Here is an 18474-nt window from a genome sequence, read left to right as displayed (position 1 = left end):
TACACTAAACATCAAGACGTGTAGAGCGCTGCACCAGCCAGGTCGTCATTTTGGGCCAGAATGTATTTGCCGTTTTCTGGTTCGACATTAGTCCAAGATGACCACCCGGTATAAGAGTAAACGTCTTATCTTGGCTACTTGTCAATTCCATCAAAGGCTTAGCTGACTGTTCTGTGACAATCTGATCGGTTTGACCTGCACCTACCAACAGGGAGCAGCTGATATTTTTAAGATCAACGACACGGCCATCCAAAGTGATAGAACCCTGTTTTAAAGGATTTTGCAGCCATAAATGCAGCACCATGTCCTGATTAATCCCACCTGGATAATCAATCATCTTGTTCAGGAAATTTCCCATGGTGGCGTGTTCATAGACATCTTCGACATGATCTAGATTTAACAGAAACTGTTTCTGGCTTTTGAGCCAGCCAATCGGATCGAGTAATTTAAAGCCCAAGGCATTTACAATACCCGGCGTATGAATATATTGCTTTGGAATCAGTCCTTGATGAATGGCTTGTTGCAGATTTTTGTTTTTAGAAATTAGTTTGTTTGTCGTAGAAAAAAGTTTGCCGACACGTCCTGACGCATAACTGTCGATAGGACTGCCCACCACGATCAGATTCTTGACATGTTCAGGCGAATGCAGGGCGGTATAGAGCGTGACAAACACGCCAGCCATACTCCAGCCATGCAGGGAAATGAACTGACTGCCCGAATGCTTGCAGATGGTTTCAATGGATTGAGGAATGGCTGCATCAATAAAAGATAAAAAGTTCAGGTGGCGATGTTTAAAGTTAAAACGTTTCCATTCCACCAGATAGACATCAAAACCGCTATGCTGAAAATGCTTGACCAGAGAGCGATAAGGATACAGATCATAGATATCCATATTAATGGCTAACGGTGCGATGAAAACCAGAGGCTCCTTATATTTTTTCTCAGGTGAAGCGTAATAACGAATCTTGCAAAACTCGGTGCCGGCAATATATTCAAAAGGGGTTTTTTGCGACAGGATCAGTGAGGAGGCATTAAACACCCGGGTGCTGAGGTGTTTCAATTTTTTTTGCTGGCGCTGAAAGTTTTGTTTTAACTGAATCATGTAAATAAAATATCCGTATCCGCGGGAGGATTGATCGAAGTCTAAGCAATAATCGCTTATTATGCCTTGACCTGAAATAGCTTAGGCGCTCAAAATGTTGGCAAATTTTTACAAAAGGCAGCCTGAGGGCTGAGGTAAAGCGATGAGCCAGCAAGACGATATTTCTTACCAATTAGAAACTTTAGCCATTCGTACCGGTCATACCCGCACTTTTGAAGGTGAGCATGGCGAACCGATTTTTCTAACATCGTCTTTTGTGTATGAAAATGCTGCAGAAGCCGCAGCTAAATTCTCAGGCCAGGAACCGGGCAATATCTATTCTCGCTTTACCAATCCGACCGTTGCCATGTTTGAAAAGCGTCTAGCTGCACTTGAAGGTGCAGAGCGCGCCGTCGCCACCAGTTCGGGTATGGCAGCCATTATGGCAGTGATGATGGCTTTTTTAAAAGCGGGTGATCATGTGATCTGTTCACGTGCTGTCTTCGGCTCTACGGTTTCCATGTTTGAAAAATATGTCGCAAAATTTGGCGTCAGCGTTGATTTCGTTGATTTGACCGATCTTGATGCATGGAAAAATGCCATCAAGCCTGAAACAAAAATTCTCTTTGTTGAATCTCCATCGAATCCTTTAGCGGAAGTAGCCGATATACAGGGACTCGCTGATATTGCGCATGCCAATGATGCCTTGCTGGCGATTGATAACAGCTTCTGTACACCGGTGTTACAACAACCACTCAAATTTGGTGCAGACCTGGTGGTGTATTCTGCGACTAAATATCTGGATGGCCAAGGCCGTGCGCTAGGTGGTGCTGTTGTTGGTAATCACAAGTTACTAGAAGAAATCTTCGGTTATGTGCGTACTACCGGCCCATCAATGAGCCCATTCAATGCCTGGGTTTTCCTGAAAGGCTTGGAAACACTACGTTTACGTATGCGTGAACATTCGGCAAGTGCTCAGCAACTGGCTGAATTTTTGAACCAGCATCCAAAAGTGGAAAAAGTATATTATGCGGGCTTGCCTGAACATGTCGGTCATGAACTGGCAGCCAAACAGCAGAGCGGTTTTGGCGGTATTGTGTCTTTTGAAGTCAAAGGTGGCCGTGAGGAAGCATGGACTGTCATCGACAATACCCAGTTTATCTCGATTACCGGTAATTTGGGCGATGTGAAATCGACCATTACCCATCCGGCAACCACGACACATGGTAAATTGTCGCCTGAAGCCAAAGAAGCTGCCGGTATTCGCGAAGGTTTGATTCGCGTATCTGTTGGTTTGGAAGAGATTGGTGATATTATCCAGGATATTCGTCGCGGTTTAGACCTGATTTAATTTTATAAATTTATGTTCGGAGATATTTATGAACATTAACATGTTGATGCAGCAAGCTCAGCGCATGCAGAAAGAAGTTGAAAACAACGTAAAAAAAGCCAAAGAAGAGCTTGCGCAAACTGAAGTGCATGCCGAGGCGGGTGGCGGTCTGGTGAAAGTAACCATGACTTGCCGTAACGTAGTGAAGCGTATCGAAATCAATCCTGAATTACTTCAGGATGATCCAGACATGATCGAAGACCTGATTGCAGCAGCAATGAATGATGCAGCACGTCAGGCAGAAGTGGTATCTGACGAAAGAATGAAAGCAGCGAACTCAGGTATGGGTTTACCGCCTGGTCTTGCAGGTATGTTCTAAGGAAGAATGCGCAATGTTTAGTGATCGTTTTGATCAACTCGTTCAAGCATTACGCATTTTGCCAAGCGTTGGGCCAAAATCGGCTCAACGTATGGCATTGCATATGATCATGAAAAATCGTGAGGGTGCTATTGGTCTGGCACATGCGCTGACTGAGGCAACCAATCACATTCATGAATGTTCAGTCTGTCATTCTCTGACCGAAGACGAAGTCTGCAATATTTGCAGCTCTCTGGATCGTGATGATGAACTGCTCTGTGTAGTGGAATCACCTGCAGATGTCATGGCGATTGAGCAAAGTGGTAGTTTCAGAGGTAAATATCATGTATTGGGCGGACATTTATCGCCACTGGATGGTATTGGTCCCGAAGAAATCGGTATTCCGTACTTATTGCATCGTTTGGCCAATGGTCAGGTGAAAGAAGTGATTCTGGCAACCAATGCCACGGTAGAAGGTCAGGCTACGGCGCATTATCTGGTTGAGGCCAGTAAGCATTTGCCGATCCAGATGACCCGAATTGCCCAGGGCGTACCACAAGGTGGTGAGCTGGAATATGTCGACAGTCATACCTTGAGTCAGGCAGTACATAACCGGATGCGCATGAAGTAAGCTAAGCTTAAATATCTTGTTAGTTTTAATATAAAAAAGATATTAATTAGAATATAAATCCTGATAAGTAAGCGCCATTTTTTAGGAAATAGGGCAGAATTGACGTTATTTTTTATACAAAAATTCTATAGATCAGTTAATATGGATCTATCGAGAATCTAATCTTAGACTCAGTTCTATGTTTCAATTTATTCAACATCAAAACGACTTAACTCATGTACTGAAGCTGATGGATCAGAATTCAGTTTATGGGCTGGATACCGAGTTTATCAAGGTTGATACCTTATGGCCTAAGCTGGGTGTTTTTCAGATTAACGTAGACAACAAGGTCTATTTGTTGGATGGAACCACGCTGGATCTGACTGAGTTCCTTAATAAAATTTTTAACGCACAGCAGAATATTTTTCACGCTTGTAGTGAAGATATCGACCTGATCTATCACTATACCCAGAAGAAATCGCTGAGTAATGTATTTGACACTCAGGTTGGCATGTCTTTTCTTGGGCATGGTCTGCAAGTCAGCTATCAAAATGCATTGAAGCAGATGCTGGAAGTCGATATCGAAAAAGACCAGACCCGTTCTGACTGGTTGGCGCGTCCACTCAGTTCCGAACAGTTGCTCTATGCTGCCAATGATGTGCATTATCTGGTGCAACTGTCAGAGAAAATTAAACAGGATCTGGATTCGAAAGATCTGCTGGATTTTGCCTTGCAAGATTGCCGTTTTCTGACTCAGGAAATTGGCGAAGATACCCCAACTGCCTTGTTGTATCAGGATGTCGGCAATTACCGGCATTCACGCCGTCAGCTGATGCAATTGCAGCAATTAATGGTTTGGCGTGATCAGATTGCCAAAGCACTGAATCAGCCACGCAGTTTCATTTTGAAAAATGCCAGCATGATTGATCTGGTGGAAAAATTCCCGCGCAATAATTTCCAGCTGAGTCATGTGAAAGACATTCGTTCGAATGTGGTTCGTGAGCATGGCAAAACCATTTTAGATTTACTGAAATTCCTGCCGGAGCCGGCAAACTGGCCTTTACGTCTGGCACGTCCAATTCGCCATTCTTCCAAAGATATCGGCGAAAAAATTGATTCAATTATTCAGAATGTCGTCAATGAAACCTCAATTCCGAAAGAAGTGCTGATGCGCAAGAAATGGTTGAATGCACTGTATCAGCATGTAGTTTTTCACAAGGATGAACAGGATCTGCCGGATTATCTGCTTGGGTGGCGCTATGAGTTATTAACTCGGCCACTGATTCAGGTATTGCATCAGGACGAATCTTATCTGTCTACCCAGATGAAAGTCAGCGAGTGATTAGCTACAGGATTGGTTAAAGAAAAAGCAATTATACAAAATCACGACTGATGCATGAGACGTGGCTAATGTTTCTGTCTTTTTTTTGATGTATCCTTGCGGTTGTTTTTCCAGAAAAGTCGTTTGAAATATGCAAGTGTCTATCTACAAATCCAGTAAAAAAAGTGAAATGTATCTGTATGTGGCGCGTCCTGCGAATGAAAGCGAAGCTGAAACATTCGAACCTTTAAGCGTATTGACTGAAGCAGTACAGGCAGCATTTGGACGTGCGACTTTTGTCATGCATCTTGAATTAAGCGAATCACGTAAACTGGCACGTGCCAATGTCTTGCATGTCATGGATTCTATTGAAACCCGCGGTTTCTTCCTGCAAATGCCACCAGAAGGCTTGATTGATCCAAATGCGGTCGCACCAGAAGGTTTACGCGGTGCTTAATGTTAATTCAGGAGTTGTGAAATGAATGGTTATGTGGCTGTATTAGACTCAATTCCTGAACAGAGCATTGCCGTAGCAGTTTATTTGCTCGGCAGCCTGATTGCTTTATGGTGCTGGTATGGCGTAACCAAACGTCTACCTAAACCTATGGGCGGTTTTTTGTGGATTGTGGCCTTTGCCATTCTGTTGACACCGACGGTATCTGAGGGGGCGAATGCTTCTATTGCACCTGCGATCTTCGGTCTGTTATTTGGGGTGTTGACCAAAGAGCAATCCCTGGTTTGGATTAATGCGTCACTTATTTTATTTGTCATTGGGATCGGATCTGTGATTGGCTATTGCTGGTCGACTTATGTGTCGAACAAAAGCAATATTCGTGTTCACGAGAAAAGTTCACCGCTGTAAGTAAAAAATAAGGTTCAATCATGTCTGCTGATATTCAACAATTTTCAGGTACCGATCAGTACATCGCGACTGACAGTTTAAAACTTGCGGTGAAAGCTGCACGCAGTTTGCAAAAACCGTTGCTGGTCAAAGGGGAGCCGGGTACAGGTAAGACTTTACTGGCCGAGCAAGTCGCACAAAGTCTGGGTTTAAAATTGATCACCTGGCACATCAAGTCTACTACCAAAGCACAGCAAGGTCTGTATGAATATGATGCAGTATCGCGCTTGCGCGATAGCCAGTTGGGTGATGACCGTGTCTATGACATCAAGAACTACATCAAGCCGGGCAAATTGTGGGAAGCATTTACCAGTGAAGAACGCTGTGTTCTGCTGATTGATGAAATTGACAAGGCAGACATCGAGTTTCCAAATGACTTGCTGCATGAACTCGATAAAATGTCGTTCTATGTGTACGAGACAGGCGAGACCATTACCGCAACTCAGCGCCCAATCGTGATCATTACCTCAAATAATGAAAAAGAATTGCCAGATGCTTTCCTGCGTCGTTGCTTCTTCCATTACATCGAATTCCCAGATGAAGCCACCATGCGTGAAATCATTGATGTGCATTTTGCCAATATTTCGACCACACTGGTGAATGAAGCCTTACAGGTTTTCTTTAAATTGCGCCAGATTCCGGGTTTAAAAAAACCACCTTCAACGTCTGAACTGATCGACTGGCTCAGTCTACTCATGGCTGACGACATGCCGGAAGATATTCTGCGCAATACTGATAAATCTAAAGCAATTCCACCTTTGTACGGTGCATTAATCAAGAATGAGCAAGATGTGCAGTTGCTCGAACGTCTAGCATTTATGTCACGTCGTTAAGGGAGAAACACGCATGTTTGTGCGACTGTTTTATACCTTACGCAAATACGGTGTACCGGTATCGACCCGCGAACTGATTGATCTCAATCAGGCAGTTGCCGCAGGACTGGTCTTTGCCGATCAGGACGAGTTCTATCAGCTTGCCAAAACTATAATGGTCAAGGACGAGCGCTATTTCGACAAGTTCGATCGCGCCATGAAAGACTATTTTGATGGTATCGCGACCTTTGATCTGGATGAGCTGCTAAATCAGGTGCATAAGCTGCCCAAAGACTGGTTTGATCTCGAATTACTCGAGAAGCATCTGACCCCGGAGCAGCGCGAAGAGCTGAAAAAGGCCGGTTCCCTGGAAGAACTGATGAAAATGCTGGAAGAGCGCCTGCGCGAACAGCATAAAAAACATCAGGGTGGTAACAAGATGATTGGTACCGGTGGGACTTCACCCTTTGGTGCTTATGGCGATCATCCTGAAGGTGTGCGTATTGGCGGGCCGGGGCGTAAGCGTTCTGCGGTGAAAGTCTGGGAGCAGCGTCAATACCGCAATCTGGACGATGAGCAGATTTTGGGTAGCCGCCAGATGCAGATGGCATTGCGCCGTTTGCGTAAGTTTGCCCGTCAGGGTGCAGCCGAAGAACTGGATATTGATGGTACGATTCGTGAAACGGCTAAGCAGGGTATTCTGGATGTACAATTGGTACCGGAGCGCCGTAACCGTATTAAAGTACTAATGCTGTTTGATATTGGCGGATCGATGGATGCACATATCGCTCAGTGTGAAAAACTGTTTAGCGCCGCCAAAACCGAATTTAAGACTCTGGAATATTTCTATTTCCATAACTGTCTGTACGACTATGTCTGGAAAGATAATGTCCGTCGTTCCAGCTCGCGCATGAATACTTGGGATCTGTTCAATACCTATGGACGGGATTACCGGGTGATTGTAGTGGGTGATGCCAGCATGGCACCCTATGAGTTGAACTCCGTCGGTGGTTCGGTCGAATACATGAATGATGAAGCAGGACAGGTCTGGTTACAGCGTCTGCGTCAGCATTTTGATAAAACCGCCTGGCTCAATCCTGAAGAAGAAAAATACTGGCATTACACGCATACTATTGGTCTGATTAAGCAAATCTTTGAAGATCATATGTTTCCAATGACCTTAAAAGGCATTGAGGATATGACCAAATATCTGGCGCGTTGATTCCATTTATCTATAAGTGACTTTATCTATAGTTATTAGTGCTTTAAAACGAATTATTCTAGTATAAAGTCACTTGTTATACCTTATTCCAATATTCAGGAATTATTATGGCTCATCAAATTAATGGTATTGCGTTACCGAATGAAGAGGGTTTTTTTGGTCAGTATGGCGGTCAGTTTATTCCACCCGATCTGAAACAGGCCATGGATGATATTAATATGGCCTATCAGGAAATTCGTCAGACTGAAGAGTTTCAGAATGAATTGAAAGATCTGTTTGCCCATTATGTCGGTCGCCCAAGTCCTTTATTTCATGCCAAACGTCTTTCTGAACAGCTTGGCGGGGCGCAGATTTATCTGAAACGTGAAGATCTGAACCATACCGGGGCGCACAAGATCAATCATTGTCTGGGTGAAGCTTTACTTGCGAAATATATGGGCAAGACCAAAGTCATTGCAGAAACCGGTGCCGGCCAGCATGGTGTTGCTTTGGCAACTGCATGTGCCTTGGTGGGTATCCCATGTGAAATTCATATGGGGCAAGTAGATATTGAAAAAGAGCATCCAAACGTCGTCAAGATGAAAATTCTGGGTGCCAAGCTGATTTCTGTGACGCGTGGTACAGCCACACTCAAAGATGCAGTCGACAGTGCTTTTGAAGAATATTTGAAAGATCCGAAAAATTACATCTATGCTATCGGTTCGGTGGTTGGACCGCACCCATTCCCGATGATGGTTCGTGACTTCCAGTCGATTATTGGCGATGAAATTAAAGTTCAGGCCAATGAACGTTTTGGTGCAAATCCTGATTATGTTGTTGCCTGTGTTGGTGGTGGTTCTAATGCAGTAGGCGCATTCACTGCATTTTTAAATGAACCCGATGTGAAACTGGTTGGCGTTGAGCCGGCAGGTCATGGTTTAGATACCGATATGCATTCAGCTACTTTGACCTTAGGTAAACCGAGCCAGTTACATGGTATGGCCTGTTATGTGCTAGAAGATGAACAGGGCGAGCCATTGCCAGTGCATTCAATTGCTTCTGGTCTGGATTATCCGGGTGTGGGGCCGCAGCATAGCTTGCTGAAAGATTTGGGTCGGGTAGAGTACACCACTGCCACCGATCAGGAATGTCTGGATGCATTCATGACCTTGTCACGTGTAGAAGGCATTGTACCTGCACTAGAAAGTTCGCATGCGGTGGCTTGGGCCATTCGTGAAGCGGGTAAATTGCCAAAAGATATCAAGATTGTAGTGAACCTATCGGGTCGTGGTGATAAAGACTCAGATTATGTTGCAGAAAAATTAGGTCTCAACTGATTTTAGTCAAAATGTTCATATAAAAAATCCCGGTACATGTGCCGGGATTTTTTATGCATCAGATATAAAACTTTATTTTGTATCATTTAAGTGATCTTCAAATGCCTTAGAGAAAGCTAGATGATGTTTTAACCTGAGATATATTGCTGTAACTGTTCAATCAATTTGCGTTGGTCATCCATGGCGGCCTTGACCAAATCCCCAATTGAAATCAGACCGATCAGTTTTTCATGTTCGACCACAGGTAAGTGGCGTAGGTGGCGTTCAGTCATCAAAGATAAACAGTCTTCTACGCTAGTAGCTGTATTTACGGTAATCACTTTAGAGGTCATGATTTCATTAACAGTGGTGTCGAATGAGGTTCTTTGCATCAGGGCGATCTTACGCGTGTAATCCCGCTCTGACAAAATCCCCACCACGTTGTCTTCATGGGTTACCACAAGCGCCCCGATTCCTTTATCTGCCATCAAAGTGATGGCCTCTAAAACGGTAGAATCTGGACGGATGGTATAAATAGCTTGATGTGTTTTTTCACTGAGCACCTGTGCCACATTGGTCATGCTTAATCATCCTTATTGGTCAATTTATTATTAATCCTAGAGTATGTATTCAACCTGAACATCTCTAAGTGTTTAGGTTTTAGTCTTTATAAATAGCATGTTATTTAAGCAATGTGCAGTCTTTGTTGCGAAAAAAACAGATGACGCATCTGTGCAGCAGTCAGTTTGAGTTTGGTTCCATTGGTGTTGAACAGGGCTGGCGTAACATTCAGTCGAGACAGGGTCGGCAATAATGCATTTTCAAAATCTTCAGAATTGATTTTACGCGGAATGTAATCCGGCCAATGTTGCTGGGCATAATTTTTAGCATCCAGCGGATTGAGCCAGAATGGAAAGATACAATCTTCCTGGTCACGCATCATCGCCCAGCCTTGGTGATATGCGCCCCATAGCTCGCCACAATTCATCAAAGATTTAAGCATCGTGATCTTTAACAGAAAGTTTTTGCAGATCGGATCAAATTGAATAATTTTTCGTGGTTTCATTAGAATAAAGTGCTATTGGAGTTCAGGCTCTATTCTAGGAACTTTATATGAAATTACTGTTTCAGCTTTGCAAGGATTCGTAAGAAAATATGTATTGATTGCTATTTATTGAAAAAAGGGCTGAAAAAAACGCCACCTAGGTGACGTTTCTTTATGCTTGCATGGTGGCCATGTTTTGCCAGTACTGGGCTTTGAGTGAATCTCGTTCTACACGGAAACCTTGATAATAAAGTTCTGCTAAAAAAAGCGCTGCTTTACCATGGCCAGCACGAGCGGCTTCTTCAAGCTGTTTTACCGCATCAGCAAAGTTCATTTGCGATTGAATGGTATTCACGGCATCTGCGTACAGATGTTCCAGATCGTGTTGAGAGAGTTGATGTATCATATAAAAACTCCTTAATTTTAATTATGATTACAGGATAGACTATTTAGTCTAAATACAAATATAAATTAGTATTGTTAAACTAATATTACAAAATAATGGAAAAGTCAACTATTCGATTTTATTCGTTTACTTCAGTTATAGTTTAACTGATTAAACTATACACAACTATAAATATTATTAAGCTACATTGTAAATGGATAGCAAACAATAAGGAGAAGGCCATGATGACAAGAACTTTAGATGGTGTGAAATTTGATATGCCTCCGACTGCAGGTCAAATTATGGAACTTGCCGATTTGCATCGTAAAAAACTCGATCAAGCTATATTCAGTAAACATACCCATCTAGGCGATTATGGGCTGGCACAACGTAAAGAAGTATATGATTTTACTCGTGCGCTGGATGAAAACCAGCGTGAGCAGTTTTATAAACTCTATAATGGTGAGCTGGTCCGAATTGCAGATGAGGATCGCTTACATCCGCCTGAAGCAGAAGCCGGCTTAAGTAAATTTGCAATTGCACTGGTATTGCTTGTTGTTGCATTGGTACTGTATTCAACAATTATTACCAGAATCATGAATTAGTCCTCGAAATAGCAGGATTCAGCTCTTATGAATATTCAGTGCGCTGACTTGAACTTATGTAACTGCGACCATACACTACCTCTAACCTGAGGTAGTGTATGTCTATAGATACAGAAAAACTAAGCCAATTTTTCAGCAGAATCAAACTGGAACAGATTTATAACAGTGTGGTTATTTTTATTATTGCGGTCATTCTACTTTTAGCCGCATTTGCTTTATATCGTCCGCTTAGCCTTTCCCAAGTCACCCAGATTCAACAACTGTCTAAACAGCAAAACCTTCCCCAAACCCAAGATATGGCACTCGCCTTGTTAGAGCAGCAGCATATCCGTCGTGGGCAATATCTTAAATTGATGCAGGCTTATCAGCAGGAGTCGTTACGGGCACGTCAGCTTCCGCCGGTCTCTGTGGAGATGCCTTAGGCATAGGGTTTATTGGTAAGTAATAATTGGCATCCCTTAAATTCTGTTCCAAACGCATTTTCAAAGCATTTTGATCCAGTTCTTTATTGACGACCACCAGGGTTAAGCGATCAGGATGAAAATGCTTGCGTACTGCATTTTGTACATCTGCCGCTGTGATTCTAGCCAAGCGTTCTGGATAACTGGATAAATAATCAGTTTGCTCACTATAAAAACCCATATTGCCTAGCTGGGCATTAATTGTGGCATTACTGCTGTAATTATTAGGAAAAGCACGTAACATGCCTGCTTTGGTTTCTTCCAGACGCTGAGTATCAATAGGCTGACTGACAAAGTTGATAAATGCTTGATGTGCGACCTGAATGCTGTCTAGCAGTTGATCCTGACGCGTAGAATACTTAAAGCTGAATACGCCGGGTGCCTGACTAAAGCTCAACGAACTATAAGCGCCATAAGTAAAACCACGTTTCACCCGCAGTTCCTGCATCAATACCGCATTAAATCCGCTACCGCCAAACATGCGATTGGCGACCTCTAAAGCCAGTTTATCTTCAGTAAAGCGAGTTGGGCCTAAATGCCCAAAGGTTACATGCGCCTGAGACGAGTTATAGGGTAGATGTACCACTTCAAAACCAGATTGAGTTTCAGGTTGTGGCAATCGCACTGCTTTTTGCCCTTGGGGTAAATTACCGGCAATGCGTTCAGACAGTTCCAGTGCCTGTTTCGGGCTGAGTTTTCCAGTAATGGAAATATTCATATTTTGCGCCACCAAAAACTGATCACGAAATTTTTTCAATAATTCTGCGTTAATTTTCTTGGTACTGCCTTGGGTACCAGTGATTGGTTCTGCATAAGGGTGTTGACCATATAGGGCACGATAAAAACGGATATCCATGAGTCGGCTTGGATTTTCCTGCAGCTGTTTTTGTCCCACTTGGGTATTGCTTAAAGCTAGATTAATGCTGGATGGTTTAAATGATGCATTCTTGAGAACCTCCATCAGCATGCCCAATGCGGGTTCCAGTTTTTCCGGGTCTGAAAGCGTACGCAGACGAACCACAAACATATCCCGATAGGCTTGTACGCTGAATTGTGCTCCGGTTTGGTCAAAAACTTCCGCCACCTGATTGGCGCTATATTTGTCGGTTCCTTCACGCATCAACTTGGCTGCCATATTGGATAGACCATATAGGCCTTTGGCAATTTCCTGATCACGGGCCGAACCGGCATTAAAGGTCAGCTGGATATCTACCATGGGAAGATCTTGCGTTTCAACAAACAGCGTGCGTACTTTGTAGCGATTGTTTAGATCATGAATATAAGGCGCCTGAAAATCCCGTTGCTGATTAATATTTTTTAAGCTTTGCAGCAAAGGGATAGACTGTAACTGACTCGGATTATCATTTTGGTTAGGCTGGGGATCCAGATAGTTTTCTGCATGGGTAGCCGAGCTAAGACTTAAAATTGAAATAAACAAAAATGAACGAAGTTGAAGCATTATAATCCCCGTTGCTGGGTGTTTTGTTCAGGAGAGAGATAAAGCGTGCTGAGATTTTCACGTACAAAATAGGCGTTTGCGACACGCTGGATATCCTGAACGCTGACACTTTCAAAGTGTTTCGGTAATTCATCCATCAGGCGATAACTCAAGCCATTGACCTCTAGATTTCCAATCATTTTGGCTTGTCCGGCAATATCATCCTGGCTATAGATCAAATTGGAAATAAAGCGGGTACTGATACGATCCACTTCCTGTTGAGTCATCGCTGTAGTTTTAAGTAAATCCACTTCATCCTGAATTGCTTGTTGTGCTTCTTGCAAAGAGATGCCCGGCGCAGGTAAGGCAGAAATACCAAACAGGCTGTCGCCGCGATTATAGGGATCATAAGAAACGCTGACAGAGGTCAGAATTTTACGATCACGTACCAATCGGTCTTGCAGGCGCGAAGAAATGCCACTGTCCAAAAGACTGCGAATAATGGTCAAGGCATAAGCATCTTGGGGGTTTTTGGCAGTGCCAAGGGATTTTACATTCCAGGTCATGTACAGATTGGGCACTTGAACACTGCTATTAATTTCCATATGCCGATAACCCAAACGCTCAAACTCCAGTACATCATTGCGTGCTGGTATTGGGCGTGCGGGAATGTCAGCAAAATATTTTTGTACCTGAGCCAAAGCAGCTTCAGATTCTACGTTCCCCACAATCACCAGAATGGCATTATTCGGACTGTACCAGTCCCGATACCATTTTTTGACATCATTCAACTGAATATTATTCAGGGTTTTCATGTGTCCAATCACCGGTTGGCGATAATGGCTGGTCGGATAACTGATCCATTTAAACCGTTCAAAGGCTTGCACCCGAGGATTGTCATCGGTGCGTTGGCGCCGTTCTTCCATAACGACTTTAATTTCTGGCTCGAAGTCTTGCTGTCGAAGCAGTAAATTACTCATACGGTCAGACTCAAGTTCCAGCGCCATAGGAAAATAGGCTTTAGGATAGAGCTGATAATAATTGGTGTAATTGGTAAAGGTAGCTGCATTGATACTGCCGCCATAAATCCGGCTCAGGCGGGTAAATTCGTCATTTGGAACTTTATGGGTGCCTTTGAACATCATATGTTCAAGTGCATGTGAAACTCCTAGAATATTTCCAGATTCATCGCTGCTGCCGACTTTGTACCAGATTTGTGTCATTACCATGGGCGCACGATGGTCTTCCCGAATGATGACTTTTAAACCGTTACTTAAAGTGGTTTCAAAAGTAGTCCGTGATAATTCGCTTCGGGTTTGTGCCTGGGCCGGGCTAAAGCTCAGACTAAACAATACCGCTGCACCGAGTGGATAAAGCGTCTGTCTGATCATTTGCGAGAAAGAGGAGATAGTCAAAAAGGTGATGAACACTAGATCTCCTGAAATAGGCATTTGTATTTAGAGTTATTTTTAATAAATGTGTGCTTGAAAGCAACCGAGAGCTGTAGCTTTTTGGTATGTTTGTCCAGCATTTGCATTGCTAGCTGCAAAGCAGGCAAGTTATGGTAGAATCTGGGTTTTTAACGCAATGCTTTTCAAGGATTCGGCATGCAACAGCAATCTAATGGGCAAAACAAATTTTTGATTGATGCTGATATCGGAGATGATGATGTCACATTACCGAGCTTACCTGCGGTCAATGTGCCTATCGTAGAAACGCCAAGCGAAACCGTTGTGGTTTCTGCACCTGTCGAAACAGAAAATGAAAATGAAGATTCTGCGGCGAAAGGTGGCTTCTTTAGCCGTATGAAAGTGGGTTTAACCAAAACCCGTAAAAACCTTGCCGATGGGATGGTAAATATCCTGATTGGTGGTAAAGAAATTGATGATGAATTATTAGAAGAAGTCGAAGAGCAGCTTCTGGTGGCTGATATTGGCGTGGAAGCAACCAAGACCATTATCGCTAACCTGACTGAACGTACGGCACGTGGTGATTTGATCTACTCACATTCACTCTATAAAGCGCTTCAGGAAGAACTGGTGGCTTTATTGGCACCACGAGTAAAACCGCTACACATTGATCCGAATAAATCGCCTTATGTGATTCTGGTGGTTGGTGTGAATGGTGTCGGTAAAACGACTACCATTGGCAAGTTGGCAAAACGTCTGCAAGGTGAAGGCAAGACTGTTATGCTGGCAGCAGGTGATACTTTCCGTGCAGCTGCAACGGAACAGCTACAGATCTGGGGTGAGCGTAATAATATTGCAGTCGTGGCTCAAGGTCATGGTGCTGACTCGGCTTCGGTCATTTTCGATGCTTTTGAAAGTGCTCGGGCCAAGGGTGTAGATGTATTAATTGCAGACACAGCGGGTCGTTTGCATAACAAAGGTCATTTGATGCAGGAATTGACCAAAGTAAAACGTGTGATGCAGAAAATTGATGCCACTGCACCGCATGAAGTCATGTTGGTGGTCGATGCCGGTACTGGCCAGAATGCCATTAATCAGGTCGAGATGTTTGATGAGGCGGTAGGCTTGACGGGTCTGACCATTACCAAACTTGATGGTACTGCCAAAGGCGGTGTCCTATTTAATATCGCCAGTCGTACTCATGTGCCGATTCGCTTTATTGGTGTGGGCGAAAAAATTGATGACTTGCGTCCATTCTCTGCCAAATCTTTTGTTGCTGCATTATTTGAAACTGAAAAATAAATAATGCGCAATGCTTCACATAAACTCCGCCAAGTGCGGAGTTTATTGTTTTTAGCCAGTTCGAGTGTTGTAAAAACCGACAATAAAACCACCACTAAATCTGCCTATCTTAATAAAGGCCTTATAATTGTAGGGGATTTTCTAAGCTGATTTGGCTTGTTTTTTGTGGGGTAGAAAATGGCATTGCTAAATAAGCTTGGTCAGGTATTAACAAGCGATATAACCAAGGATTTTAAATTTTCAAGAAAAAATAAACTGAATGGTGATTTAGAACTGACTTTTGTCGATCAATTGAAAAAGCGCCGTAGTATCGATCAACTCGGTAAGCGGGTACATTATAGTCAGACTTATCTTGGCGAAATCATTCAGGAAGCAGTGCGCAGTTGCCCTTCGGCTTATGATTCTCAAACTACGCGCATTGTGGTGTTATTTGCAGATTCTCATCATCAATTCTGGGAAATTGTGAAACAGGTACAGCGTCAGCATATGCCGGCATCTATTTACGAAGGAATGGAAATCAAGTTGAATCAATATGCTGCTGCCTATGGCACGGTTTTGTTTTATGAAGATCAAGCCGTGATTCAACAATTACAAAAGAAAATGCCATTAAATAGTGAAGATTTTCCAGCATGGTCGGAACAAACTTCCGGTATGGCGCAATTTGCTGTGTGGACGACGCTGGCAGATTCTGGCTTAGGGGCATCCTTACAGCACTACAATCCACTGATTGATGAAAGGGTCGCTGAGCATTTTGAAATTGAAAAGAACTGGTTGTTGCGAGCCCAACTTTGCTTTGGATCAATTGAACAAACAGTAGAAGAAAAATTACAAAAACCGGATCAGCATCGTTTCAAAGTATTTAATTAAAAGTTTATAGAACACTTTATATGTGACAGCATGGAAGCTGCGGATAAAATCAGATACAAATACGCTACTCAGATCTAAATCTGATTGTTCTATAAATAAAACACATTGTTATCGAAATGCACCTGTCTTGGGTGCTTAAAGCACGTAATATAACTTTATCGATTTTCAAATAACCAAAATATACAGAGGTGGGTTCATGGCATTTTTAGATCAAATCAAACAACGCCGTAGCATTTATTCAATTGGAAAAAATGTAGATCTGGATCAAGCAGAAATTGAGAAAATCATTAAAGATGCGGTGAAGCACAGTCCGTCATCTTTTAACTCGCAAACCTCGCGTGTGGTGATTTTATTTGGTCAATCACATGATACCTTCTGGCATATTGTACGTGAAACTTTACGTGACCTTGTTTCAGCAGATGCATTTGAATCAACCAATAGCAAGATCAATGCTTTTGCAGCAGGTTATGGAACCGCTCTGTTTTATGAAGATCAGAATGTGGTGAAGTCGATGCAAGAGCAGTTTGCACTCTATGCAGATAACTTCCCAGTCTGGTCTGAGCATTCTTCCGCTATTGCACAGTTTGCAACCTGGACCGCTTTGGCAGAAAAAAATATCGGTGCTTCATTGCAGCACTACAATCCAATTATTGATGAAGAAGTTGCACAAACTTTCGAGATTCCATCTCACTGGAAACTTCGCGCTCAACTGGTATTTGGTTCGATTGAAGCTCCTGCAGGTGAAAAAACCTTTATGGATGATGCAGAGCGCTTTAAGACTTTTGCATAAATGATTTTAGATCATAAAAAAAGAAGCACTTTGATGCTTCTTTTTTATGTCTTAGAGTTGTATTTAGATATGATGTGATATGTCTAGCCAAATAAATGCTAAGAACACAGGCTGTATCGCTCCAGCCTTTGTCATAAGATTGTCATTTAGACGCGGCATAGTGCGGCTAATTTTTAATAAACAACCAAAAATGAGTAAAGGATATGGATTTACGTATTGCGGCAACTGCAGCAGTGTTTCTGTTTAGCACACCAGTTTTTTCGGCAGTAACCGTCACAGTACCTGAAGAAATAAAAATTGTTGCCGTAAATGATCACGAAGTGAATTCAGGTCTATTACGTTCTAATCAGACTTATAGCTTGGATGCAGGTGTAAATGCGATCAGCGTACGTTATAACGAATTTTTCCAGCATTCAGACAATTCACATGACATTTTAAAGTCAGGTGTGGTTACGGTAAAAACACCAAGCCTTAAAGATGGCGAAACTTATCGTTTAGCACTCATTCAGGCGCCTAAAGATTTTGATGCAGCGCAAAAATATAAAGATCAGCCCATTATTGGCCTATATGATGCGAAAAATCAGCTCTTAGTCCAGCAGACGGGCGCTAAAGATTCAGCGAAACCATGGTTTGGAAATCGCGTATTGACTAAAAAAGTAGATATGACAACTCAAGCCGCGACACCAGTTCATCAACCGGCAGCTATATATACTCAGTCAGTAGAACAGAATGATCAGCAGCTGATTCAATTATGGCAGAAAGCTTCTAAAGCTGAACGTCAAAAATTCATGACTTGGCTCGCTGAGCAGACAAATTAAAATATTTTGATGAAGAATCAAAAAGATCACCATTGAGGTGATCTTTTTTTATGAGATGAAGGCTAGAAAATTAACATTTGCTTAAACTTTTCATGCGGAATTAGCTAGAAAAACGCAAAAAAGTGTTAAAAATAGCCTTTTAGATTAAAAAATAAACGCATGATTGGTTTTTTTGAATATTTTTAAGAAAAGCCCTTGCGCTCGTTTTGAAACTGTATAGAATACGCAGCACACCAACGCAATGCATGAAACGAAACGTTAAGTGATTGGGTTGGAGCTTGAAACTGACGAGGTTTTAAGAAGATCATTAAGAGATTATGAAGAACAACTTGTGTGGATTTTTACTGGTTGATTGATCGAAATTATTTTCATTGATTGATGGTAGAAATTACTCGAAGTTTATTTGAGAAATATTTGTCAGAAA

Annotated in this window: 21 protein-coding genes; 15 read left to right on the top strand and 6 right to left on the bottom strand. The window is 42.6% G+C overall.

What is annotated here, in order from left to right; genetic code table 11:
• Positions 1-4 precede the first annotated feature (4 nt).
• Positions 5-1102 carry an alpha/beta fold hydrolase gene (locus FTT86_RS12345; RefSeq protein WP_005252044.1) on the bottom strand — a complete coding sequence of 366 codons (1098 nt, stop codon included), beginning with the start codon at positions 1100-1102 and terminating at the stop codon, positions 5-7.
• Positions 1103-1244: 142 nt separating this feature from the next.
• Between FTT86_RS12345 and FTT86_RS12340 the strand changes: the two genes are divergently transcribed.
• The 9 genes from FTT86_RS12340 to trpB all read left to right on the top strand — a co-directional run bounded on the left by FTT86_RS12340 (position 1245) and on the right by trpB (position 8951).
• A complete protein-coding gene (locus tag FTT86_RS12340; RefSeq protein ID WP_004278701.1) occupies positions 1245-2432 on the top strand; it encodes an O-succinylhomoserine sulfhydrylase in 1188 nt (395 codons plus the stop codon).
• 28 nt (positions 2433-2460) lie between these two features.
• On the top strand, positions 2461-2790 hold the full coding sequence (locus tag FTT86_RS12335; protein ID WP_004278699.1) for a YbaB/EbfC family nucleoid-associated protein: 330 nt from the start codon (positions 2461-2463) through the stop codon (positions 2788-2790).
• A 13-nt stretch (positions 2791-2803) separates the two neighbouring features.
• Entirely contained in the window at positions 2804-3400 is a 597-nt protein-coding gene (recR, locus tag FTT86_RS12330) for a recombination mediator RecR (RefSeq protein WP_005100074.1), read from the top strand.
• Positions 3401-3578: 178 nt separating this feature from the next.
• Positions 3579-4721 (top strand): HRDC domain-containing protein, encoded by a 1143-nt coding sequence (locus FTT86_RS12325; RefSeq protein ID WP_005252043.1) that lies wholly within the window; start codon positions 3579-3581, stop codon positions 4719-4721.
• Between the two features lie 130 nt (positions 4722-4851).
• Positions 4852-5157 carry a YcgL domain-containing protein gene (locus FTT86_RS12320; RefSeq protein WP_004278695.1) on the top strand — a complete coding sequence of 102 codons (306 nt, stop codon included), beginning with the start codon at positions 4852-4854 and terminating at the stop codon, positions 5155-5157.
• 21 nt (positions 5158-5178) lie between these two features.
• The gene (locus FTT86_RS12315) at positions 5179-5562 is read left to right on the top strand and encodes a hypothetical protein (protein ID WP_005106668.1); all 384 of its coding nucleotides are present in this window, start codon (positions 5179-5181) and stop codon (positions 5560-5562) included.
• A gap of 20 nt (positions 5563-5582) precedes the next feature.
• Positions 5583-6434 carry a MoxR family ATPase gene (locus FTT86_RS12310; protein ID WP_005252041.1) on the top strand — a complete coding sequence of 284 codons (852 nt, stop codon included), beginning with the start codon at positions 5583-5585 and terminating at the stop codon, positions 6432-6434.
• Between the two features lie 13 nt (positions 6435-6447).
• Complete coding sequence (locus FTT86_RS12305) at positions 6448-7635, top strand: VWA domain-containing protein (protein ID WP_005252040.1); 1188 nt, start codon at positions 6448-6450, stop codon at positions 7633-7635.
• 107 nt (positions 7636-7742) lie between these two features.
• Positions 7743-8951, top strand: coding sequence for a tryptophan synthase subunit beta (gene trpB, locus FTT86_RS12300; RefSeq protein ID WP_180086881.1), 1209 nt, complete (start codon positions 7743-7745; stop codon positions 8949-8951).
• Positions 8952-9079: 128 nt separating this feature from the next.
• Here the strand turns inward: trpB and FTT86_RS12295 are convergent, their stop codons facing one another.
• The 3 genes from FTT86_RS12295 to FTT86_RS12285 all read right to left on the bottom strand — a co-directional run bounded on the left by FTT86_RS12295 (position 9080) and on the right by FTT86_RS12285 (position 10381).
• A complete protein-coding gene (locus FTT86_RS12295; protein ID WP_005252037.1) occupies positions 9080-9511 on the bottom strand; it encodes a CBS domain-containing protein in 432 nt (143 codons plus the stop codon).
• A 104-nt stretch (positions 9512-9615) separates the two neighbouring features.
• A complete protein-coding gene (locus FTT86_RS12290; protein WP_004645256.1) occupies positions 9616-9996 on the bottom strand; it encodes a DUF2750 domain-containing protein in 381 nt (126 codons plus the stop codon).
• Positions 9997-10147: 151 nt separating this feature from the next.
• Positions 10148-10381, bottom strand: coding sequence for a hypothetical protein (locus tag FTT86_RS12285; protein WP_005252035.1), 234 nt, complete (start codon positions 10379-10381; stop codon positions 10148-10150).
• Between the two features lie 224 nt (positions 10382-10605).
• Between FTT86_RS12285 and FTT86_RS12280 the strand changes: the two genes are divergently transcribed.
• Together FTT86_RS12280 and FTT86_RS12275 are read left to right on the top strand one after the other, a co-directional pair.
• Complete coding sequence (locus tag FTT86_RS12280) at positions 10606-10965, top strand: hypothetical protein (protein WP_034436454.1); 360 nt, start codon at positions 10606-10608, stop codon at positions 10963-10965.
• Between the two features lie 98 nt (positions 10966-11063).
• Positions 11064-11387, top strand: coding sequence for a hypothetical protein (locus FTT86_RS12275; RefSeq protein ID WP_004731236.1), 324 nt, complete (start codon positions 11064-11066; stop codon positions 11385-11387).
• On the opposite strand, the gene FTT86_RS12270 is transcribed toward FTT86_RS12275, so the two are convergent.
• Both FTT86_RS12270 and FTT86_RS12265 read right to left on the bottom strand, forming a co-directional pair.
• A complete protein-coding gene (locus FTT86_RS12270) occupies positions 11311-12885 on the bottom strand; it encodes a pitrilysin family protein (protein WP_180086880.1) in 1575 nt (524 codons plus the stop codon). The genes FTT86_RS12275 and FTT86_RS12270 overlap by 77 nt on opposite strands.
• Positions 12885-14294 carry a pitrilysin family protein gene (locus FTT86_RS12265; RefSeq protein WP_180181301.1) on the bottom strand — a complete coding sequence of 470 codons (1410 nt, stop codon included), beginning with the start codon at positions 14292-14294 and terminating at the stop codon, positions 12885-12887. Before FTT86_RS12265 ends, FTT86_RS12270 begins: the two co-directional genes overlap by 1 nt.
• Positions 14295-14471: 177 nt before the next feature.
• Between FTT86_RS12265 and ftsY the strand changes: the two genes are divergently transcribed.
• The 4 genes from ftsY to FTT86_RS12245 all read left to right on the top strand — a co-directional run bounded on the left by ftsY (position 14472) and on the right by FTT86_RS12245 (position 18050).
• Positions 14472-15575: a signal recognition particle-docking protein FtsY gene (gene ftsY, locus FTT86_RS12260; RefSeq protein WP_005247197.1), complete on the top strand. Its 1104-nt coding sequence runs from the start codon at positions 14472-14474 to the stop codon at positions 15573-15575.
• A gap of 177 nt (positions 15576-15752) precedes the next feature.
• The gene (locus FTT86_RS12255) at positions 15753-16442 is read left to right on the top strand and encodes a nitroreductase family protein (RefSeq protein WP_180086878.1); all 690 of its coding nucleotides are present in this window, start codon (positions 15753-15755) and stop codon (positions 16440-16442) included.
• 196 nt (positions 16443-16638) lie between these two features.
• On the top strand, positions 16639-17232 hold the full coding sequence (locus tag FTT86_RS12250) for a nitroreductase family protein (protein WP_004731228.1): 594 nt from the start codon (positions 16639-16641) through the stop codon (positions 17230-17232).
• Positions 17233-17435: 203 nt separating this feature from the next.
• A complete protein-coding gene (locus FTT86_RS12245) occupies positions 17436-18050 on the top strand; it encodes a DUF2057 family protein (protein WP_180181300.1) in 615 nt (204 codons plus the stop codon).
• Positions 18051-18474: the final 424 nt, after the last annotated feature.

The organism is Acinetobacter sp. YH01021 (assembly GCF_013420255.1).
Classification (GTDB): Bacteria; Pseudomonadota; Gammaproteobacteria; order Pseudomonadales; family Moraxellaceae; genus Acinetobacter.
Note: the sequence above shows the minus strand (reverse complement) of the source record. Positions and strands in the feature narration are given on the sequence as shown.